A 20,812-nucleotide genomic window follows, 5' to 3' on the forward strand; every position below is an offset into this window, starting at 1 on the left:
GGCATGACCGAACTCGGCGGCTTCCTCAGGGCCCGGCGCGCGGAACTGGACCCCTCCGACTTCGGGCTGCCGCCGGGGGTCAACCACCGGCGCGTGGCCGGGCTGCGCCGCGAGGAACTCGCGCAGCTGGCCGGGATCAGCGTCGACTACTACACGCGCCTGGAGCAGGGCCGCGCCCGCAACGTCTCCGACGCCATCCTCGACGCGGTCGCGCGCGCACTGCGCCTGACCGCCGACGAAGAGGCCTACCTGCGCAACCTCGCCACGCCACAACGCCGCCGCCCGAGCGCCCCGGCCAAACCCCGCGTACGGCCGGAACTCCAGCACCTGCTCGACGCCATGCAGGTCCCGGCCTTCGTCTTCGGCCGCTACATGGACGTGCTGGCGTGGAACCGGCTGGCCAACGCGCTCTCCTTCGACTTCGACGCGATGCCGCCCGAGGAGCGCAACATCCCGCGCCTGTTCTTCCTCGACGACTCGGCCGCCGAATTCCACCCGCAGTGGGCCAAGGTCACCGGTGAGATCGTGGCCAACCTGCGTGCCGAGGCCGGCCGCCACCAGGACGACCCGAAGCTCGCGCAACTGGTCGGCGAACTGTCCGTGCGCAGCGAGGAGTTCCGCCAGCTGTGGGCCCGGCACCAGGTGCAGGACAAGGCCCACTGCACCAAACTCGTGCGCAACCCGGTCGTCGGCGACCTCGACCTGCGCTACGAAACGCTGCGCCTGCCCGACGAGGACCTCGCCGTGGTCACCTACACCGCCGAGCCCGGCAGTGAATCCGAGCGCAGGCTGAACCTGCTGGCCTCCTGGGTGACCGAGGCGGCCCGTGCCGGATAGCGCACTGCGGGAGCTGCTGCTCCCGGCGATCGACGCGGGCGGACGGCCGGGCAAGGCCGCCGAATCCGCGCTGCGCGAGGCGATCCGCTCCGGCAGGCTCCCCGCGCACACCCGGCTGCCGTCGAGCCGCGACCTCGCCGTGCAACTGGGGTTGGCCCGCGGCACGGTGATGGCCTTCTACGCGCAACTGGTCGCCGAGGGCTACCTGTTCGCCGAACGCGGTTCCGGCACGCGCGTGGCACCGATCGGCGGTGGCGCCGAAGCGAAACCGGCCCCTACCACCAGCGCGCCCGCCTGGCGCTACGACCTCAAGCCGGGCCTGCCCGCGCTCGGCGCCTTCCCCCGCGCGGAATGGCTCGCCGCCGAACGCGAGGCGCTGAACTCCCTGCCCGACGCGGGACTCGGCTACCCCGATCCCGCCGGACTGCACGAGCTGCGCGTGGAACTGGCCAGCTACCTGGGCCGCGTGCGGGCCCTGCCGACCAGCCCGGACGACGTGGTGATCACCAGCGGGGCCGCCGAAGCGCTGTCCCTGCTGTCGACCGTGTTGCACCAGCGCGGCGCGCACCGGATCGCCGTCGAGGACCCGAGCCACCTCGGGCAGGCGGACCTGCTCGCCTCCCACGGCCTCGAACCGGTCGGCGTCCCGGTCGACGAGGACGGCATCGACATCAGCCTGCTGACCGAGCCCGGCTGTGGTTCGGTGCTGGTCACGGCCGCGCACCAGTTCCCGCTCGGCATGGCGCTGCACCCGAAGCGCCGCCGCGCGCTGCTGTCGTGGGCCGAGCGCACCGGCGGGTTGGTCATCGAGGACGACTACGACGCCGAACACCGCTACGACCGGCCCGCGCTCGGCGCGATCCGCGCGCTCGACCCGGGCCGCGTGGCCTACATCGGCAGTGTGAGCAAGGTGCTGATCCCCGCGTTGCGCATCGGCTGGCTACTGCTGCCCGCGCACCTGCGCGACCACGTCGTCCGCACCAAGCACCGCCACGACCTCGGGTGCGCGCCGCTGCCGCAGGCCGCGCTCGCCAGGATGCTGCGCACCGGCGGGTACGACCGCCACCTGCGGCGCACGCGGCGGCTCTACCGCCAGCGGCGGGACGCCCTGCTCGACGCGCTCGCCACCGCACTGCCCGACTGGCGCCCGGTGGGCATCGCGGCCGGGCTGCACCTGGTGGTCCGGCTGCCCGACGGCACCGACGACACCGAGGTGCACCGGGCGCTGGCCGCACGCGGGATCTACGCGCCGGCGCTGTCCGAGTACGCGCATTCGGCCGCGGGCCGCCCGTTCCCCGGCCTGGTGCTCGGGTACGCGGCCTCCTCCCCCGACCGGTTGCGGGCGGCGGTGGCCGAGATGGCCGAGGTCACCACCGGCTGAACCCCCGGTGAACAGCCGGGTTTTCGCCGTGGTGCGCCAAAACCGCCGCCTAGGATCCGGCGGTGTGGGGATCGGGCAGGTGCTGCAGTCGCTGGCCGACTTGCTGAGCTCCGACCAGGGCAGCCTGCTGCTCGGCATCGCCGCGCTCGCCGCCATCGGCGCGCCGCTGGCGGACCGGTACCTGGTGCGCCGCAAGCGGATCCAGTTCCGCGTGCTGTACAACTCGAAGATCGGGCTGAACCCGGTCGACCTGAACGGCGAGCCGGGCGTCGACCCCGAACTGCGGCAGCTGGCGCAGCTGCTCGACCGGCTCAGCGTGGTGGTCATCCGGATCCGCAACACCGGCGGCTTCGACATCGGCCCGGACGACTTCGACACCCCGATCGCGTTCACCTTCGGCAGGCGGATCGTCTGGGACGCCAGGATTTCCGAGGCGAGCGACCCGGATCTGCGGAAGCTCGTCCGGGAGAACATGGAGTTCTTCTCCACCGGGGTGCCGGAGGAGGGCCTGACCGAACTGCGCCGCTCGATGGCCGACCGGCTGCGGGGCATGTTCGCCGCCAAGGCGCAGGCGGCGCCCGCCCCACCGCAGTGGCACGGCGTGCGGCTGAGCAAGCTTTCCTTGAAGGCCAAGGAGAAGTTCAAGCTGGTGGTGGTGCTGCGCGAGCCGGACGACGCCGACGGGCCGGACATCACCAAGGAGTGGCACCGCGAAGGCCGGATCACCGGCGGCCGGATCAAGGACGAGAAGAAGCAGCGGCGGCTGAGCTGGCCGGTGCTGGCCGTGGCGGTCGGTGTGCTGCTCACCGGCGCGCTGCTGGCGACCCTGCTCACCGCGGGTTCCCGGCCGGACCTGGCCGAGCAGTGCGCCGAAGGCTCGCTGAACGTCGAGGGGTCGAGCGCCTTCGAGCCGATCATGCGGACCATCGCGGCCGAGTACGCCGCGGGTTGCTCCGACGCCGCCGTGGCCACCCGCGCGACCGGCAGCAACGACGGCATCCGCGCGCTCAACGAGCTGCCGCCGGAACGCCAGCACGAGCTGGCCGTGCTCTCCGACGGGGTGGCCGGTGAGGCCGGCCCCGAGCTGGTGTCGCAGAAGGTGGCGGTGGTGGTCTACGGCGTGGTGGTGAACGCGTCGGCCGGGGTCGACGGGCTGACCGCGGACCAGCTGCGCGGGATCTACGAGGGCCGCTTCCGCGATTGGAAGGACGTGCGCGGCGGCGAGTCGCTGCCGATCCGGATCGTCGGGCGCGGGCAGGAATCGGGCAGCAGGCAGGTGTTCGAGGGCAAGGTGCTCGGTGGTGACGGACGCCGGATCTCCGAGGGCGTGCTGTCCTCGGATTCGTGCGAGCAGGCGACCGTGCCCGCGCCGACCACCCGCTGCGAGCGCAGCAGCACCGCGCAGGTGCTGGAGGAGGTCGCCGCGACCCCGGGTGCGATCGGCTACGCGGACGCGCCCGCGGCGAAGGCGGCGACCGCGCGGAACCCGGCCGTGGTGACCGCGACGATCGACGGCCGGTACCCGGACTTCACCGCGATCGAGCCCGGTTATCCGTTCTGGACGATCGAGTACCTCTACACCAAGGGCGTGCCGAAGAACGACACGCTGCTGAAGAAGTTCGTCGACTACCTGGGCAGCGACACCGCCCGCGCCGAACTGCAGGACGCCGGGTACACGCCCTGCGTCGGCCGGGACGGCTTCCCGCACCCGCTCTGCGTCCGGGGCGAGTAACGCGCGAACTGTCGGGGGTCGGCCGCACAATGGGGCCATGTTGCTCGCCGACGCCGTGCAGGCCTCCGCCGCGCTCAGCGCGACGCGATCTCGCAAGACGAAGATCGCCACGCTGGCCGAAGTGCTGCGCGCGGCCTCACCCGAGGAGCTGGCGCCGGTGGTCGGCTTCCTCACCGGTCAGCTGGTGCATGGCCGGATCGGGGTCGGCTGGCGCACGCTGGCCGAGCTGGGCGTCACCCCGGCCGCCGAACCGTCGCTGACCATCGCCGAAGTGGACCAGCGGCTCACCGACATCGCCGGGATCACCGGATCGGGGTCCGGCAAACCGCGGACGGAGGCGCTGCACGAGCTGTTCGGCCGGGCCACCGAGGACGAGCAGCAGTTCCTCGTCCGGCTGGTGACCGGCGAGCTGCGGCAGGGCGCGCTCGAAGGGGTGATGGTGGACGCGGTGGCGGCTGCCGCCGAGGTGCCGCTGGAGGTGGTCCGCCGCGCGTTCATGCTGTCCGGGCGGCTGCCCGCCACCGCCGTGGCCGCGATGAACGGGGGCTCGGCCGCGCTCGGTGAGTTCCGGCTGGAGCTGGGCAGGCCGATCCGGCCGATGCTGGCGTCCCCGGCCGAATCGCTGGCCGAAGCCGTCGCCGAGCACCCGAGCGCGCTGGTCGAGTACAAGATGGACGGTGCGCGCATCCAGGTGCACCGCGACGGCGACGAGGTGCACGTCTACACCCGCACGCTGCGCGAGATCACCGGTTCGGTGACGGAGCTGGTCGAGCTGGTCAAGGCGCTGCCGTGCGAATCGGTGGTGCTCGACGGCGAGACGCTGGCCCTCACCGACGACGGCAGGCCCCGGCCCTTCCAGGAGACGATGAGCCGGTTCGGCAGCACGCGCGAAGAGCAGGTGCGGGCGCTGCTGCTGCGGCCGTACTTCTTCGACTGCCTGCACCTCGACGGCGAGGACCTGCTCGACGCCCCGCTGCGCGAGCGGAACGCCGCCCTGCGCAAGGTGGTCGGCGAGCACCTGATCCCCGGTGAGGTCGAGCCCGCCGACCCGGCCCGGCTGCTCGGCGACGCGCTGGCCGCCGGGCACGAGGGCGTGATGGTGAAGAGCCTCGATTCGCCGTACGCCGCGGGTCGCCGCGGCAACGCGTGGCTGAAGGTCAAGCAGGTGCACACGCTCGATCTGGTGGTGCTCGCCGCCGAATGGGGGCACGGCCGCCGCACCGGTTACCTGTCGAACCTGCACCTCGGCGCCCGCGATCCCGACGGCGGTCCGCCGATCATGGTCGGCAAGACGTTCAAGGGCCTCACCGACGAGCTGCTCACCTGGCAGACCGCGAAGTTCCAGGAGATCGAGCGCGAGCGCGACGACTGGACCGTGTACGTGCGCCCGGAGCTGGTGGTGGAGATCGAACTGGACGGCGCGCAGGTCAGCACGCGCTATCCGGGCGGGGTCGCGCTGCGGTTCGCGAGGGTGGTGCGGTACCGGCCGGACAAGGACCCGGGCGACGCCGACACCATCGACGCCGTCCGGGCCACGTTGGCTACCAGCTAGCGACCGTCTTGACCACGCCGCCGTGGGACGGGAAGTTGGTCGGGCAGCCGATCTTCGAGCCGTCCTTGAAGTAGACGGTCACCTTGCCGCCGCACTCGAACGCCTCGAACCCGCCCCAGGTCCGGGTGCCCGGCTTGAGGCAGAGCGCGTCCTTGCCGAACCGGCGGATGTAGCCGGCGTAGCCGTCCCCGCAGGTGCGGATCACGTCGTTGGGTGCCTGCGCGGCGGTGGCTCCCTGCTCGGCGGCCGAGGCCGCTACCGGGACGGACAGCGCGGTCACCGCGATCCCGAGCATGACCGTGGCTTTGGCGAATGCACGCATGGAAGTCCTCCTCAGTAGCAGCGGGCCGATGAGATGGCGTAGGTGTAGTTGTTCGTGGCGTTCGAGGTGACCTCGAAGTCGATCTTGTAGCCGAGCGGGGGCTCGCCGAAGATGTCGGTGGTCACCTTCTTGTCCTTGCCCGGCCCGACCACGCCCTTCCACAGGCCCTTGTCGAACTTCACGTCGCGGATGGTGACGAGCATGCCGCGGTAGTCGTGGTTGTGGACCTTGATGGTGATCTTCTGGTCGGCCAGCACCTCGGCGCGGGTGGTCTGGCCGCCCTTGAGCTGCCCGCCGGCGCACACCCGCTCGGCCGCCGAACCGGCCGGCGCGGTCGCCAGCGGGACCGCGATCGCCAGCGCCAGCACCGCGCCGCCGCGCTTGAGCCATCCTGAAGTAGTCATGTTCCCTGTGCTCCCCGTCTGTCTGCTGTGGACGGAGATGACGCTAGGGAGCCGGGTGCGCACCGCGGAAGCACTCGACCGGCCGCGGGCCGGAAAGCCACTGTCCACGCAGGTCAGCGCTTTGGCCACCGGTCGCGGTAGCCAAACTCACCCGTCTATGGTGAGCAGGAAGTAGAGGCCGCGGTTGCCGGGGAGCAGCAGGCGGCCCTGCGCGTCGGCCATCTTCCAGTAGACGTGGCAGTGCCCCGGCCGCGACGGCGTGCGCACGTCGACCGAGACGCGCACGGTCTGCCCCGGCGCAGTGTCGGGCACGGGCACCTGCGGCGGGGTGACGCACTCGTCGGGGTCGCCGAAGGCGCCCTCGCGGCGCAGCACGCGGCCGACCCACGGGACGGTGCCGCTGTTGCGGATTTCCCAGGTCTTGATCACCTGGGTGTCGGTCGGCACGCGGGCGCCGTCTTGGAGGGTGACGTCGCTTACGTACTCGGAAGCGTCTCCGTCCACGATCGGGGCGGCGGGCGTGGCCTGGTCGGGCGGGTCCTCCTGGCCGAGGACCAGCACGAGCCCACCGGCAAGCACCAGCGCCACCACCGCGGCGACGCCGATCACCGGCCACCACCGCTTGCGCGGCTGTTCGACCGGGACCGCCTCGACCACGGACTCTTTGGCCGGTTGCTGGGCCCGTTCCCAGCGGCCGCGCCACTCGTGACGCACCCGCTCGACGTCCTCCCCCAGCACGCCGACCGCCAGCACCCGGACGAACTCCCAAGCCGTCTCCCAGGACGGCAACCGATCCCCGCGCGCCGCCGCCGACAACGCCGACTTGGAGGCGAGAGCCCCCAACTCGTCCCGCATGCGGTCGTAGGAGGGATCGCCGGCCGCCCGCTTCAACTCCCAAAGCCCATGGGCGAACTCGGGCACCGGACCAGCCGCGGGATCCGGCCCCTTCGCCACCCGCCCGCGACGCGCTTCAGTCATTGCCTCAGCGTAACCAGTGGTCACCGCCGGTATCAGCCGGAGAGGGCCTTGCCCAGTTCGGTCGGGCCGTGCAGCACCGAATTGCCCAGCCGCCGGCTGTAGATCAGTCCCGCATTCCGCAGCACCGTCGCGTGCTGACTCGCCGAAGCCGTGGAGACGCCCAGTTCTCGCGCGATTTCCGTGGTCGTCCGCCCGCCGTCGGAATGGGCGATGCAGCTGAGCACCTGCTGCCGCGTCGGGCCGATCAGGGCGGCGATCGCGCCGGCTTCGGCCTTCGGCTCCGACCAGTCCGCGGCCACCGGGTACACCAGCACCGGCGGCAGGCCCGGGTCCCGCAGGCTGGTCGGCCGCCCCAGGCAGAAGGCCGACGGCAACAGCACCAAACCGCGCTCGTCGAGTTCCAGCTCCTGCTCCACCGGGAAGTCCACCTCGAGCACCGGCGCCCGCCAGCGCGCGAACGGCGCGAACGAGTCGAGCAGCCCCTCCACGCCCTGGTCGAGCAGGATCCGGTCCCGCACCATCCGCTCGGCCTCGAACACCGCGCGCAGCTGCCGCGACACCGGCGCGATCGCCACCTCGTGGAACCGCGTCATCGCGCCGACCAGGTCCCCCAGCCCGGTTTCGGTCACCCACCTGGTGTGCTCCCAGCGCTGGTCACCGAGCAGCCGCAGCTCCGCCTCGACCCGTTCGGCCGGCGTGTCCAGCAGCGTGCGCACCCCCGCGTCGAGCGTGGTCTCGCCCCTGGTCGGGGTCAGGAAATCCGGGAAGTACCCGCGACTGGGCAACACCGTGGCCAGCCGGTGCACCGCTTCGCGCCCACCCGGCGTGCGGGACACCTGACCACCGGCCCAAGTCCGCCACCCACCGAGCGCGGTCGAGCCGTCCGCGGCGCGGAGCCGTTGCAGGCCGAGCGCCACGTTCCACAGTTCGTCGGGCTGCCGGGCCACGCGCACCCGCCCCAGATCGGCCGACGACAGATGAATCCGCAGCATGCGTGCGTCTCCTGTTTGTTCGCTCAGGCCTGCTCACGGTAACCGGCGACGCGCACGAGCGCACTCATGAAGATCTTTCAGCCACGCACCCGGCGGAACGCGTTCAGCGGGTCGCTGACCCCCGCGTGCACCAGCGACCGGAGCGCGCCCCGCCGCCGGTCGACCGGCTTCCCGGCGGCGATCCGGTGCATCTGCTGCGTGTGCCACTGGATCTCCAGCCAGCTGTCCGCCAGCTTGACCCCGGTCTTCGGGCACAACCGCTCGGCGCCGATCTCCTCGCCGTCCAGCAGCCGCCCGACCAGGTCGGGGGCGACGGTCAGCGGGCGGCCGAGGCCGATCACGTCCAGCGCGCCGAACCGCACCGCGTCGGCCATGCCGTCCGCGGTGCTGAACCCGCCGGTGACCATCAGCGCCACGTCGGTGACCTTGCGCGCCTTGGTCGCGTAGTCCAGGAAGTACGCCTCACGACGACTGGTGCTTTCCCTGGTCATCCCCATCATCGCGGCGCGCTCGTAGGTCCCGCCGGAGACCTCCAGCAGATCGATCCCGGCCTCGCCCAGCTCGCGCACCACGGCCAGCGACTCCTCCTCGGTGAAGCCGCCGCGCTGGAAGTCCGCGCTGTTCAGCTTCACCGACAACGGCACGTGGTCCCCGATCGCCCCGCGCACCGCCCGCACCACCTCCAGCAGGAAGCGGCTGCGCCGCTGCCCCCAGACGTCGGTGCGGCGGTTGGTCAGCGGCGAGAGGAACTGGGAGATGAGGTAACCGTGCGCGCCGTGCAGCTGCACCCCGCCGAACCCGGCTTCGACGAAGGTCATCGCGGCGAGCGCGAACCGGTCGATGATCGCCTCGATCTCGTCACCGGTCAGCTCGCGCGGGGGCGCGAACACCGAGCGGATGCCGCGGGACTCGAACGGCACCGCCGACGGCGCGACCGGCTGGCGCGACAGGAACCGCGGGCTCTGCCTGCCGGGGTGGTTGAGCTGCACCCAGAGCTGGGCGTCGGTGCCGGACACCGCATCGGCCCAGGTGCGGTACTCGGCGGCGTCCGGTTTCTCCGGCAGCGCCACGTTCCTCGGCTCCCCGAGCGCGGCCGGGTCGACCATCACGTTGCCGGTGCAGAGCAGGCCGGAGCCGCCGCGCGCCCAGGTCCGGTACAGCTCGACCAGCTCCGCCGACGGCCGGTTGCGCCGGTCGCCGAGCTGCTCGCTCAGCGCCGACTTGGCGATCCGGTGCGGCAGCTTCGCCCCGCACCGCAGTTCCACCGGCTCAGCCAGGAGTTCCACCGCACCCATGCGGGCCATTTAACGGGAGAGTAGATACCGTCAGTATCCCAAGGTGATCCCGGTCACTGTTAGGGTCCGGCGGCATGACGGCGATTGTGCAGAACGTGGTGACGTCGGGCGTGTTCGAGCTCGACGGCGGCAGCTGGGACGTGGACAACAACGTCTGGCTGGTCGGGGACGGCGAAGAGGTGCTGGTCATCGACGCGGCCCACGACGCGGCGCGGATCGAGGGCGTGATCGGCGAGCGCAAGGTGGTCGCCATCGTCTGCACCCACGCGCACAACGACCACGTGAACGCGGCCCCCGAGCTGGCGAGCCGCACCGGCGCGCCGATCCTGCTGCACCCCGAGGACCGCGTGCTGTGGGACCTCACGCACGCCGACCGCGCCCCGGACGGTGAACTCGCCGACGGCCAGGAGCTGACCGTCGCGGGCACCCGGCTCAAGGTGATCCACACGCCGGGGCACGCGCCCGGCGCGGTCTGCCTGTACGCGGCCGACCTCGGCACGGTGTTCACCGGCGACACCCTGTTCAACGGCGGCCCCGGCGCCACCGGACGGTCCTATTCGGACTATCCGACGATCAAGAAGTCCATTCAGGACAAGCTGTTCGGGCTGCCCGAGGAGACGCGGGTGAACACCGGCCACGGCGAGGGCACCACCATCGGCACGGAGAAGGCCGCCTCAACCGGCTGGGACTGACACCCCGAACGGGTTGTCGATCACGTAGCACCAGCACCCGTCCCCGCCCCGGCGCGCGACGTCGGTGGCGGTGCCGCTGATTTCGTCGCCGACCGTCCAGTCGACGATCAGCAGGGCGAGGTCACCGGCCACCTCGACGCGCCGCGGCCGCACGGTGATCGGCAGGGCCAGTGCCTGGAATTCGTGCACTCACGGTCCGGAACGCGAATTCGCGCCGATCGCTGGACTGAGTGGTTCGAGGCCGCCCAGCGGCATCGAACCGCGAGGGAAGCGATCGGATCCGAGCGAATTCGCGCGCCGTGCCGGAGGCACGGCCAAATACAGAGTTGGTGCCGGACGCCCGAGGCCGCACCCGGCGGCCCGAACCGGACTGCCCGGTGGAGGTCGCGCTCGCCGCGATCTCCGGCCGGTGGACCACCTTGGTCCTGCGCGAACTGATGGCCGGCCCGCGCTCCTTCGGCGAACTGCGGGAGGCGATGCCCACCCTGTCCGCCAAGGTGCTGGCCGAACGGCTGACCGCGCTCGCCGCCCGCGGCCTCGCCGAACGCACCGCGCTGCCGGGCTTCCCGCCGCGCACCAGCCACCGCCTGACGCCCCGCGGCGAGCAGCTGCGCCCGCTGCTGGTCGAGCTGTATCGAACCGGCGCCGCGATCGCCGCCGTGCCGGAAGCGCGGCCGACAACCCTGTAGCCTGGGATCTCGTGCGCTTTATCGATGGCCACCGGCCCGCCCACGACCTGACCTACGACGACGTCTTCCTCGTCCCGAACCGCTCCGACGTGGAGTCCCGGTTCGACGTCGACCTCTCCACCGTGGACGGCACCGGCGCCACCCTCCCGGTGGTGGTGGCGAACATGACCGCCGTCGCCGGGCGCCGGATGGCGGAGACCGTCGCGCGCCGCGGTGGGCTCGTGGTGCTGCCGCAGGACGTGGACCCGGCCGCCGTCGCCGACATCACCGCCTGGGTCAAGAGCAGGCACGTCGTCTGGGACACCCCGCTCGTGCTGACCGGCGGGGACGCCGTCGCCGACGCGCTGAACCTGGTCGGCAAGCGCGCCCACGGCGCCGTCGTGGTGGTCGACGACGAAGGCCGCCCGGCCGGGATCGTCACCGAGGCCGCCTGCCAGGGCGTGGACCGCTTCGCGCGGCTCGCCGAGATCGTCGAACCCGCCGCCGTCACCGTGCCGCTGGACACCGAGCCCCGCGAGGTCTTCGAGCGCCTGCACGAGCACGGCGACAAGCTCGCCCTGGGCGTCGACGAGACCGGACGCCTCGCGGGCGTGCTCACCCAGGTCGCCGCGCTGCGGGCGGAGATCTACACCCCGGCGCTGGACGCCGCGGGCAAGCTGCGCGTGGCCGCCGCGATCGGCGTCAACGGCGACGTGGCCGCCAAGGCGGAAGCCGTGCTCAAGGGCGGCGTGGACGTGCTGGTGGTCGACACCGCGCACGGTCACCAGGAGAAGATGATCGCCGCGCTGAAGGCCGTCCGCTCGGTGTCGCCGTCGGTGCCGATCGTGGCGGGCAACGTGGTGACCGCCGAGGGCACGCGCGACCTGATCGCCGCCGGTGCCGACGTGGTCAAGGTCGGCGTCGGTCCCGGCGCGATGTGCACCACCCGGATGGCCACCGGCGTGGGGCGCCCGCAGTTCTCCGCGGTCGCCGAATGCGCCGCGGCCGCCCGTGAGCTGGGCAAGCACGTGTGGGCGGACGGCGGCGTGCGGCACCCGCGCGACATCGCGCTCGCGCTGGCGGCCGGCGCGTCGGCGGCGATGGTCGGCTCGTGGTTCGCCGGCACCCACGAATCCCCCGGTGACCTGCGGTACGACGAGCAGGGGCGGCCGTACAAGGAGTCGTTCGGCATGGCGTCGAAGCGGGCCGTCGGCGCGCGGACGCGCACGGACAACGTCTACGAGCGCGCGAAGAAGGGCCTGTTCGAGGAGGGCATCTCGTCCTCGCGGATGGCGCTGGACCCGGGCCGCCCCGGCGTCGAGGACCTGCTCGACTCGATCGGTTCCGGCGTGCGGTCGGCGTGCACCTACGCGGGCGCGCGCACGCTGGAGGAGTTCCACGAGCGGGCCGTGCTGGGCATCCAGTCGGCCGCCGGTTTCGCCGAAGGCCGCCCCCTGCCCGCCGGCTGGTAAGCCGCCGTGCAGTGAATGTGGCTTTCACAGCGCCTGGCGCTGTGAAAGCCACATTCACTGCATCCGGGCGTCAGTGATCCTCGAGCATTTCGGTCACCAGGGCGGCGATCGGGGAACGCTCCGAGCGCGTCAGCGTGACGTGCGCGAACAGCGGGTGGCCCTTGAGCTTCTCGATCACCGCCGAGACCCCGTCATGCCGCCCGACGCGCAGGTTGTCGCGCTGCGCCACGTCGTGCGTGAGCACCACCCGCGACGCCGTGCCGAGCCGCGAGAGCACGGTCAGCAGCACGTTCCGCTCCAGCGACTGCGCCTCGTCGACGATCACGAAGGCGTCGTGCAGCGACCGGCCGCGGATGTGCGTCAGCGGCAGCACCTCGAGCATGCCCCGGTCGAACACCTCGTCCAGCACGTCCTGGCTGACCAGCGCGCCGAGCGTGTCGAACACCGCCTGCGCCCACGGCTGCATCTTCTCGGACTCCGAGCCGGGCAGGTAGCCCAGCTCCTGCCCGCCGACCGCGTAGACCGGCCGGAACACCACGACCTTGCGGTGCGCGCGGCGTTCCATCACCGACTCCAGCCCGGCGCACAACGCCAGCGCCGACTTGCCGGTACCGGCCCGGCCGCCGAGCGAGACGATGCCGATCTCGGGGTCGAGCAGCAGGTCGAGGGCGATCCGCTGCTCGGCGGACCGGCCGTGCAGGCCGAACGCCTCCTTGTCCCCGCGCACCAGCCGGATCCGCTTGTCCGGGGTGATCCGCCCCAGCGCGCTGGAGCTGCCCGCGAGCAGCCGCAACCCGGTGTGGCAGGGCAGTTCGCCCAGCTCGTCGAGGCCGAACTCGGCCGGGGTGACCGGCCCGTCGTGGAAGAGCGCGTCCAGCACCGGCTGCTGCACGTCGACGTCGGCCATGCCGGTCCAGCCCGACGGCGTGACCTCCTGCGCCCGGTACTCGTCGGCCACCAGCCCCACCGCACCCGCCTTGACCCGCAGCGGGATGTCCTTGGTCACCAGCGTCACCGCTTCGAGCTCGACCGCGAGGTTCAGCGCGCAGGCCAGGATGCGGTGGTCGTTGGAGTCGGTGCGGAAACCCGGTGGCAACACGGACTGGTCCGAGTGGTTCAGCTCGACGTGCAGCGTGCCGCCGCTCTCGCCGATCGGAACCGGGGCGTCCAACCGGCCGTGGGTGCGCCGGAGGTCGTCCAGCAGGCGGAGGGACTCCCGCGCGAACCAGCCCAGTTCGGGGTGGTGGCGCTTGGCCTCCAGTTCGCTGATGACCACCAGCGGCAGGACCACGGCGTGCTCGGCGAACCTGGTCACGGCCCAGGGGTCGGACAGCAGGACCGAGGTGTCGAGCACATAGGTGTGCCGCGGGGATTCTGGGGATTCGAGAACTTTCTCAGTGCCGTCGGCACTGGTCGAAGAGCGGCCGGAGGCCTTTCGGGGCAAACGCTGCGCAGTCACGACGGCATCTCCCTCGTGGGCGTGGCACCACGCCCGCACTCGCTGGGCCGGGCACTGCCCCGGTTGGTCCGCTCCGGCTTCGGCGCTGTGCGCGCCTCAGCCTTCGCGGCCACGAGGGCCGGGTGCCGGCCCACTCGTGCGTATCACGAGCGGTTGAACCGCTCCTTCTACGACCGCCACGACCAGGGCCTCCCGTGATGGCCCGCAGGGGTCGCGGTCCATCACTTCGCAAGCTACCTGCGGATCGCGAACACTGCAGGCAGCCACACAGGTGATTCGTCAAACCGTCATCTCACCGTCAGTCGCAGGTTACGAACAGGGAGTGAAACCGGCTCACCTGTCACGCTGCGTGAGCGATCACCCGGGCCAGCTACCCCCGCGCGATGCCCGTTCACCGAGCCGAATGACGATTCGAACGCGGACCATTGTCCACAGTGGCTTTAACACGGGACATTGTGGACTGCCGGATGGAAATGCGAATGGCACCCGGAACGGGTGAGGAGCCCAGGAAAACCCTCACACAATGGTGGCACCAAACAGACACCGGGCGGTAATCGGTAGTAATTTTCACGTCGAGGGAAAGCAGGGATCCCCTCGACTCCCCCGGAGTCCCATTTCTACATAGGAGTGTGCGCAGTGCTGAAGAAGGCTGGTTTCGTGGCCGCTACCGCCGTGGGCCTGATGATGGTCGGCGGCACCGCGTTCGCACAGTCGCCGGACACCGACTCCAACGCCACCGACAAGGTGACGTTCTCGGACGCCTACTACACCTTCATCGAGGGTGGCGGCGCACTGGGCTACGGTGCGGCCTCGCTGGTCGCTGGTGCGTACGCCGGTATCGCCAACACCCCGGCGCTGGTCCTCTACTCGCTGGACGAAGACTGATCCGCGAGTAACCATGCGAAGGGCCCGGAGTTCGCTCCGGGCCCTTCGTCATGTTCGACTGAAATGGCGTGAATGACTCAGGCGCCGAACCGCCGGTGCCGCACCGCGAAGTCACGCAGCGCACGCAGGAAGTCGACCCGGCGGAAGGCGGGCCAGTACGCCTCGGTGAACCAGAACTCCGAATGGGCGGACTGCCAGAGCAGGAAACCGGACAGCCGCTGCTCGCCCGAGGTCCGGATGATGAGATCGGGATCGGGCTGCCCCGAGGTGTACATGTGCTCGGAGATGTGGTCGACGTCGAGGATCTTGGCCAGCTCGCGGATGCTGGTGCCCTCGTCGGCGTGGTGGAGCAGGAGCTTGCGCACGGCGTCGGCGATCTCCTGGCGGCCGCCGTAGCCGACGGCGATGTTGACCTCCATGCCGGTGCGCTTGTCGGTCCGCTCGGCGGCGGCGGTCAGCCGCTTGGCGGTGTGCTCGGGCAGCAGGTCGAGCGCACCGACCATGCGCAGGCGCCACGGCGTTTCCGGGCCGGACAGCTCGTCGACCACGTCGGGGATGATCTCGAGCAGGGCCTCGACCTCCTCGGAGGTCCGGCTGAGGTTGTCGGTGGAGAGCAGCCAGAGCGTGACCACCTCGACGTCGGCCTCGCGGCACCAGCTGAGGAAGTCGGCGATCTTCTTGGCGCCGACCCGGTGGCCGTCGCTGACGTCGGTGAAGCCGGCCTCGCGCGCCCATCTGCGGTTGCCGTCGAGCATGATCGCGATGTGCCGGGGGTGCTTGCCCGCGGCCTGCTGGATGAGGCGCCGCGAGTACGCGCTGTACACGATGTCGGCGACGAATGATCGAACGCTCACGTCGGCACAGCGTACGCAACCGGCGCGTGGGGCGGTGGGGCGCGCCACGCTCGAGTGGAATTCCACCTACGCTCCCGTAACCTGGCACGGGTGAGCACTGCTACCGATCTCGAGCCCCGGCCGGGCCCGGAAAGCCGCCCTCGCCTGCGGGGACACATCCACTTCTGGTCGTTCTTCGTCTCGGTGGCCGCCGCGGCCACGCTGATCAGCCTCGCCGCGTCGACGGTGTCCGGGGTGGCCGCGCTGGCCACGTCGGTGTACGGCCTGACCGTGCTCGGGCTGTTCGGCGTGAGCGCGCTGTACCACCGCCGCATCTGGAGCCGGAAGGCGTACCAGTGGATGAAGCGGGCGGATCACTCGATGATCTTCCTGTTCATCGCGGGGACCTATACGCCGTTCACGCTGCTGGCCATGTCCAAGCCGACGGGTTACGTCGTGCTGGCCATCGTCTGGGGCGGGGCGATCGCCGGGGTGGCGCTGAAGCTCCTGTGGCCGACGGCCCCGCGGTGGCTGGGCGTGCCGATCTACATCGCGCTGGGCTGGGTGGCGGTGTTCGTGCTGCCCGAACTCCTGGCCAGCGCGGGGGTCGCGGCTTTGGTACTGCTGCTGGTCGGAGGCGCCTTCTACACGGCAGGGGCGGTGTTCTACGCGGTCAAGTGGCCGAACCACTGGCCCCACGTGTTCGGGTACCACGAGTACTTCCACGCGTGCACGGTGCTGGCCGCCGCTTCGCACTACATTGCCATTTGGCTGGCGATGTACGCCTGACTGCGACGCGAGGTGAGCCGCGGGTGTGGAAGCGGCTCACCTCGGCAGCGCGGTCAGGGGATGTGCAGGATGGTTTCGGCGTCGGAGAGGGTGTCGGGGTCCAAAGGGAAGTAGCCCTGCATCGGGGTCGGGTCGGTGCGGGTGGTGGCGGAGGGGACCGAAGCCGCCGGGAGGAGGGTCCAGGAAGAAGTGGGTAGGGCGGCCTCGTAGGTGCCCGCGGGCGGGGCGGCCAGGGAGATGGCCGCGCTGGCACCCAAAGATCCCGCGATGAAGGTGTACGTCTCGTCCGAAATCGAACTGACGATGGCGCCGGCGGAAGACCACGAGAGCTTCATGTCCCACATGTCCAGAACACTCTCCACCCGCTGCAGGTGACGGTTGTGCGAGAAGACGAGTGTCCCGCCGCGGGAACGCTCAAAAGTCCTGATGTTCAGCAGGTTTTCCGCCATCAGGGCATCTCGCGTGCCACCCAGCGCCGAGACTCGGGTGTCCATGGGGTCCACTGGCTGGGCGCATTGCGCGTGGTACCTCAGCAGCGCGATGCCCGCGGTCAGGAACACGTAAGCACGGCGCCACGCCGCCAGCGAACCGGCGGCGATCAGCGAAGAGGCACTCGCGTGGAGCCGGACCATCATGTCGTCGGCGAGTACGCGTAACTGGACAGCATCGGGCGTCAGCCCGGGCGAGTCGGCGTAGTTCATCACCGACTCGGTTCGGCTCCAGCGGTCATCGTCTCCAGCCACCGAAGCGATGTCCCAGGACAGGCCGAGGTAGTCGCGGGCGTGTTCCAGGTACGTGCGCGGGCTCGGCGCGCTCATGGTCTCCATCGGCGTGTCGTAGCCGTGGAAGGTCAGGCGGTCGGCGGGTGAGCGCTCAGAGTTGTAAGAACGCATCCAGCCGACAAGCTCCCGGTTGTACTTCAACTCGCCGAAGCCGTGGGTGAAGCCGGCCCGCATCACCTCGTCGAAGTCGCCGGTTCCCGAGAAGACGTAGTCGTTCACCGCCAAAGCCGCCACGCGGTCGGTCTCCAGCACGATCGAGCGGAAGCCCCGCGCCGACACCAACTGGGCGAACAGCTCGTTGCGGACCCCGGCGAAGGCCGGTTCCTGGTGGGTGGGCTCACCGTAGGCCACGATGTCCACGGAATCACTGACGAAGTCTCGAATGTCCTGGCTCATGTGGGTCAAGCGTATCGCTGAAAGCTCCATTGAAACTCTCAGCACAACGCCCCAGAAGAGACACGGTAAAGTCTCAAACAGCCATGAAGAGACCCACCGACCTCGCCCGCGAGCACGGGATCTCCACCCAGGCCGTCCGCAACTACGAGCAGGACGGCTTCCTCCCGCCTGCCGAGCGCACCCCCAGCGGCTACCGCATCTACACCGAGCTCCACGCCGCCGCCCTCCGCGCGTTCCTCGCCCTCATCCCCGCCTACGGTCACGCGCTCGGCGGCCAGATCATGCGGGCCGCCCACCGGAACGCCCTCGACGAACTCCTGACCACCATCGACCGCGGGCACGCCCAGCTCCTCCGCGACCGCGAAACCCTCGACTCCGTGCGCGAAGCGGTCGACCACCTGACCGCTCAAGCCCCACCGGGAAAGCCCACGACCGCGCGGAACATCGGCGAGCTCGCGCACCAGCTCAGCGTCACCCGAGCGACCCTGCGCAACTGGGAAGCCGTCGGAATCCTTGCCCCGCAACGGGAAAAAGGCACCGGTTACCGCGTCTACCAGGCGGGCGACATCCGCGACGCCGAACTCGCCCACCTGCTCCGGCGCGGCGGTTACCCGCTCGAGCACATCGCGACCGTGGTCCAGCAGATCCGCACGGCCGGCGGCACCGACTCACTCGCCCGCGCCCTCGACGACTGGCAGCGGAAGCTGAACGCACAGGGCCTCGCCATGCTCAAAGCGGCCACTTTGCTCAGTGCTTACCTGGAACTGGCAGCCGCCGGTCGAGGAACTTGAACAACACCGCGAAAACCAGTGCCAGCGCGACCACCAGGGACGCGTTCCGCACGGCGACGCCGAAACCCAGTTCCGCCGCGTCCAGGAACGGGTACGGGTACCACCGGGTGAACGCGCCCTGCGTGAAGATGTAGACCAGCCAAGCCACCGGCCAGGCGAACGCGCCCGCGACCGTGCCCCAGGTCATCCGCGGCCGGGGCCCGAAGAACAGCCACGCCACCACGCAGGCCCACGGCGAGACGTAGTGGAAACCGATCGTGGCGACCAGCGCGGCGCCGGTCAGGTGCACCTGCGGCGCCAGCACGATGGCGAACACCAAGCCGGTGATCAGGATGCCGAGCAGGGCGTCCAGCCGGACGATCCGCCACAGCCTGCCGTCCACCTCCGGTTTCCACGCCAGCACCAGCGCGGTGACCAGCACGAACAGGTTGCTCTCGATGGTGAAGTAGCTGAACAACCGCCACAGCCGGAGTCCGATGCCGCCGCCGGTCTCCCCCGAGTTCGCGTCGGCGCCGCCGCTGAACAGCAGGACCAGCTGGATCACCAGTGAACCGATGATGACCAGCGCCAGCGCGCCGTGCCACCACCGGGACGCCCTGGTCACGACTCCAGCAGCGGAGCACGCAGGAACTGGGACGGCACCGCGAAACCGTCGACCAGTACGCGCGCATGCGGGCGCAGCTCCGCGCACAACGAGTTCACCGCCGAGACCACGGCCTTCGACCGCGACGACGTCAGCCGGCCGTGTTCCAGGAACCAGGCCCGGTCGGCTTCGATGTTGGACAGCGCGTACAGGTCGCACACCCGCTCGAGCAACGCCGCTGCGGCGGGATCGGCGCAGCGCGCGATCGCGGCAGTGAAAGCCTCCAACACCAGGCGGTCGACGTGCACCCGACCGGCCCGCAGCACGTGGTCCTGCGCGTCGTTGAACGCCTCGAACGGATCGCCGGCCTCCGCCGCCTTCCGCAGCCGTCGCGCGACGCCGTCCAGGACGTGTTCTTCCCGGTCCTCGAACAGTTTCAGGTGCCATTCGCGGTTGAACAGCACGTCGTCGTCGCTCGCGCTGGCCAGGCGTTCGACCACCTTGCGCGCCGACGTGCGCTCGATGACCGTCTCCACGATCTGCTCGGCCACGAACCGCACCGTGCCGAACGTGCTCAGATCCGCGAACTGGTCCTTGTAACTGGTCAGCAAGCCCTTCGCCACCAGCTGGAGCAACACCGTGTTGTCACCCTCGAACGTGGTGAACACGTCGGTGTCCGCCTTCATCGCGGGCAGCAGGTTCTCCGCGAGATATCCCGCGCCCCCGCAGGCTTCCCGCGCCAGCTGGATGGTCTGCGTGGCGTGCCAGGTGGTCACCGCCTTGAGGCCGGCCGCCCGCGACTCCAGTTCGCGCTGCTCCTGCTCCGGCGGATCCATCCCGAGGTCGTGCAGCGTGCCGACCAGTTCCTCCTGCGCGAAGTGCAGTGCGTACGTCTTCGCGATCGCGGGCAGCAGTTTCCGTTGGTGCGCCCGGTAATCCAGCAGGACGACCTCGTCGCCACCCGGCTTGAAGAACTGGCGGCGCCGCTCGCCGTACCGCACGGCGACGGCGAGCGCGCGCTTCGTCGCGTTGCCCGCGCTGCCCGCCACGCTGATCCGGCCGCGGATCAACGTGCCCAGCATGGTGAAGAACCGCCGGTTGTCGCTGTCGATCGGGCTCGAATACGTGCCGTCCTCGGCCACGTCGGCGAAGCGGTTCAGCAGTGCCTCACGCGGCACGCGGACGCCGTCGAACGACAACCGTCCATTGTCGACACCGTTCAACCCGGCCTTGAGGCCGCAGTCGGTAATGGTCACGCCGGGCGCGGGCTTGCCGTCGATCCGGATCGGCACCACGAAGGCGTGCACACCACGGGATTCGCCGCCGGTGATCAGCTGCGCGAACACCACGGCCAGTTCACCGTCACGCGCCGCGTTGCCGATGTACTCCTTGACCGCCGACTCGTCCGGGGTGTCGATGACGAACCCGCCGTCGGAGAAGGTCGCCGTGGTCCGCAGGTTCTGCACGTCGGACCCGTGCCCGTGCTCGGTCATCGCGAAGCAGCCGAGCAGGTCGAGGCTGGTGATCCGGCGGAGGTACCGCTCGTGGTGCCGCTCGGTGCCGAGCAACTGCACGGCCCCGCCGAACAGGCCCCACTGCACGCCGGCCTTGACCATCAGCGAAAGGTCGCCGAAGCCGAGCATCTCGAACGAGGTCAACGACCCGCCGACGTCACCGCCACCGCCGTACGCCGGGTCGTAACCGAGGCCGGGGCGATCCGTGCGCGCCAGCGCTTGCATCTGCTCCAGCACCTGCGCCCGGTGCGCCTCGGTGTCCAGTTCGGTGGGGTCGCGGAACTTCTCGTCGGCGATCTGCGCGCGCACGCCGCGCTTGAGTTCGGCCCACCGGCCGTCCAGTACCGCGGTCAGGGCTTCGGCTTGGACTTCGAGGTCGGGCACGGCTCCTCCTGGGGCTGCGGCAGGCTACCTACTCGTTGGTAACCCAGCCTGCCGCAGCGCCAAACCGAACG

21 protein-coding genes are annotated in these 20,812 nt (G+C 70.6%); 10 read left to right on the forward strand and 11 right to left on the reverse strand.

Annotated elements, in window-relative coordinates; genetic code table 11:
- Positions 1-3: 3 nt before the first annotated feature.
- From JYK18_RS06660 to JYK18_RS06675, 4 genes are all read left to right on the forward strand, one after another.
- On the forward strand, positions 4-837 hold the full coding sequence (locus tag JYK18_RS06660; protein WP_206801271.1) for a helix-turn-helix domain-containing protein: 834 nt from the start codon (positions 4-6) through the stop codon (positions 835-837).
- Complete coding sequence (locus JYK18_RS06665) at positions 827-2,218, forward strand: PLP-dependent aminotransferase family protein (RefSeq protein ID WP_206801272.1); 1,392 nt, start codon at positions 827-829, stop codon at positions 2,216-2,218. The genes JYK18_RS06660 and JYK18_RS06665 overlap by 11 nt, the downstream gene beginning before the upstream one ends.
- 64 nt (positions 2,219-2,282) lie before the next feature.
- Entirely contained in the window at positions 2,283-3,950 is a 1,668-nt protein-coding gene (locus JYK18_RS06670) for a PstS family phosphate ABC transporter substrate-binding protein (RefSeq protein ID WP_206801273.1), read from the forward strand.
- 37 nt (positions 3,951-3,987) lie between these two features.
- The gene (locus JYK18_RS06675; protein ID WP_206801274.1) at positions 3,988-5,502 is read left to right on the forward strand and encodes an ATP-dependent DNA ligase; all 1,515 of its coding nucleotides are present in this window, start codon (positions 3,988-3,990) and stop codon (positions 5,500-5,502) included.
- Here the strand turns inward: JYK18_RS06675 and JYK18_RS06680 are convergent.
- From JYK18_RS06680 to JYK18_RS06700, 5 genes are all read right to left on the reverse strand, one after another.
- The gene (locus JYK18_RS06680; protein ID WP_206801275.1) at positions 5,492-5,824 is read right to left on the reverse strand and encodes a hypothetical protein; all 333 of its coding nucleotides are present in this window, start codon (positions 5,822-5,824) and stop codon (positions 5,492-5,494) included. The genes JYK18_RS06675 and JYK18_RS06680 overlap by 11 nt on opposite strands.
- Positions 5,825-5,835: 11 nt before the next feature.
- Complete coding sequence (locus JYK18_RS06685) at positions 5,836-6,228, reverse strand: hypothetical protein (protein ID WP_206801276.1); 393 nt, start codon at positions 6,226-6,228, stop codon at positions 5,836-5,838.
- A 147-nt stretch (positions 6,229-6,375) separates the two neighbouring features.
- Positions 6,376-7,206, reverse strand: coding sequence for an NBR1-Ig-like domain-containing protein (locus JYK18_RS06690; RefSeq protein WP_206801277.1), 831 nt, complete (start codon positions 7,204-7,206; stop codon positions 6,376-6,378).
- 32 nt (positions 7,207-7,238) lie between these two features.
- Positions 7,239-8,198 carry a helix-turn-helix transcriptional regulator gene (locus JYK18_RS06695; protein WP_206801278.1) on the reverse strand — a complete coding sequence of 320 codons (960 nt, stop codon included), beginning with the start codon at positions 8,196-8,198 and terminating at the stop codon, positions 7,239-7,241.
- Between the two features lie 77 nt (positions 8,199-8,275).
- Entirely contained in the window at positions 8,276-9,502 is a 1,227-nt protein-coding gene (locus JYK18_RS06700) for an NADH:flavin oxidoreductase/NADH oxidase family protein (RefSeq protein ID WP_242578986.1), read from the reverse strand.
- A 65-nt stretch (positions 9,503-9,567) separates the two neighbouring features.
- Between JYK18_RS06700 and JYK18_RS06705 the strand changes: the two genes are divergently transcribed.
- Positions 9,568-10,185, forward strand: coding sequence for an MBL fold metallo-hydrolase (locus JYK18_RS06705; RefSeq protein ID WP_206801279.1), 618 nt, complete (start codon positions 9,568-9,570; stop codon positions 10,183-10,185).
- On the opposite strand, the gene JYK18_RS06710 is transcribed toward JYK18_RS06705, so the two are convergent.
- Positions 10,168-10,374: a hypothetical protein gene (locus JYK18_RS06710; RefSeq protein ID WP_206801280.1), complete on the reverse strand. Its 207-nt coding sequence runs from the start codon at positions 10,372-10,374 to the stop codon at positions 10,168-10,170. The genes JYK18_RS06705 and JYK18_RS06710 overlap by 18 nt on opposite strands.
- 140 nt (positions 10,375-10,514) lie before the next feature.
- On the opposite strand from JYK18_RS06710, the gene JYK18_RS06715 reads away from it, so the two are divergent.
- Entirely contained in the window at positions 10,515-10,874 is a 360-nt protein-coding gene (locus JYK18_RS06715; protein WP_307795799.1) for a helix-turn-helix domain-containing protein, read from the forward strand.
- Positions 10,875-10,885: 11 nt separating this feature from the next.
- Positions 10,886-12,325, forward strand: a complete 1,440-nt coding sequence (locus JYK18_RS06720) for a GuaB1 family IMP dehydrogenase-related protein (protein WP_206801282.1) — start codon at positions 10,886-10,888, stop codon at positions 12,323-12,325.
- Positions 12,326-12,395: 70 nt separating this feature from the next.
- Here JYK18_RS06720 and JYK18_RS06725 read toward each other — a convergent pair whose 3' ends face one another.
- Entirely contained in the window at positions 12,396-13,679 is a 1,284-nt protein-coding gene (locus JYK18_RS06725) for a PhoH family protein (protein ID WP_206801283.1), read from the reverse strand.
- Between the two features lie 762 nt (positions 13,680-14,441).
- On the opposite strand from JYK18_RS06725, the gene JYK18_RS06730 reads away from it, so the two are divergent.
- Positions 14,442-14,669 (forward strand): hypothetical protein, encoded by a 228-nt coding sequence (locus JYK18_RS06730; RefSeq protein ID WP_307795800.1) that lies wholly within the window; start codon positions 14,442-14,444, stop codon positions 14,667-14,669.
- A gap of 77 nt (positions 14,670-14,746) precedes the next feature.
- Here JYK18_RS06730 and JYK18_RS06735 read toward each other — a convergent pair whose 3' ends face one another.
- Positions 14,747-15,523 (reverse strand): isoprenyl transferase, encoded by a 777-nt coding sequence (locus tag JYK18_RS06735; protein WP_206801285.1) that lies wholly within the window; start codon positions 15,521-15,523, stop codon positions 14,747-14,749.
- A 90-nt stretch (positions 15,524-15,613) separates the two neighbouring features.
- Here JYK18_RS06735 and JYK18_RS06740 point away from each other — a divergent pair, with 90 nt between their 5' ends.
- Complete coding sequence (locus JYK18_RS06740; RefSeq protein ID WP_206801286.1) at positions 15,614-16,291, forward strand: hemolysin III family protein; 678 nt, start codon at positions 15,614-15,616, stop codon at positions 16,289-16,291.
- A 53-nt stretch (positions 16,292-16,344) separates the two neighbouring features.
- Here the strand turns inward: JYK18_RS06740 and JYK18_RS06745 are convergent, their stop codons facing one another.
- Complete coding sequence (locus JYK18_RS06745; RefSeq protein ID WP_206801287.1) at positions 16,345-17,469, reverse strand: erythromycin esterase family protein; 1,125 nt, start codon at positions 17,467-17,469, stop codon at positions 16,345-16,347.
- An 83-nt stretch (positions 17,470-17,552) separates the two neighbouring features.
- On the opposite strand from JYK18_RS06745, the gene JYK18_RS06750 reads away from it, so the two are divergent.
- Positions 17,553-18,260 carry a TioE family transcriptional regulator gene (locus JYK18_RS06750; protein ID WP_206801288.1) on the forward strand — a complete coding sequence of 236 codons (708 nt, stop codon included), beginning with the start codon at positions 17,553-17,555 and terminating at the stop codon, positions 18,258-18,260.
- Here JYK18_RS06750 and JYK18_RS06755 read toward each other — a convergent pair.
- Entirely contained in the window at positions 18,217-18,864 is a 648-nt protein-coding gene (locus JYK18_RS06755) for a Pr6Pr family membrane protein (RefSeq protein WP_206801289.1), read from the reverse strand. The genes JYK18_RS06750 and JYK18_RS06755 overlap by 44 nt on opposite strands.
- Positions 18,861-20,741, reverse strand: coding sequence for an acyl-CoA dehydrogenase (locus JYK18_RS06760; protein WP_206801290.1), 1,881 nt, complete (start codon positions 20,739-20,741; stop codon positions 18,861-18,863). The genes JYK18_RS06755 and JYK18_RS06760 overlap by 4 nt, the downstream gene beginning before the upstream one ends.
- Between the last annotated feature and the right edge of the window lie 71 nt (positions 20,742-20,812).

The sequence above is a fragment of the Amycolatopsis sp. 195334CR genome, assembly GCF_017309385.1.
GTDB lineage: Bacteria > Actinomycetota > Actinomycetes > Mycobacteriales > Pseudonocardiaceae > Amycolatopsis.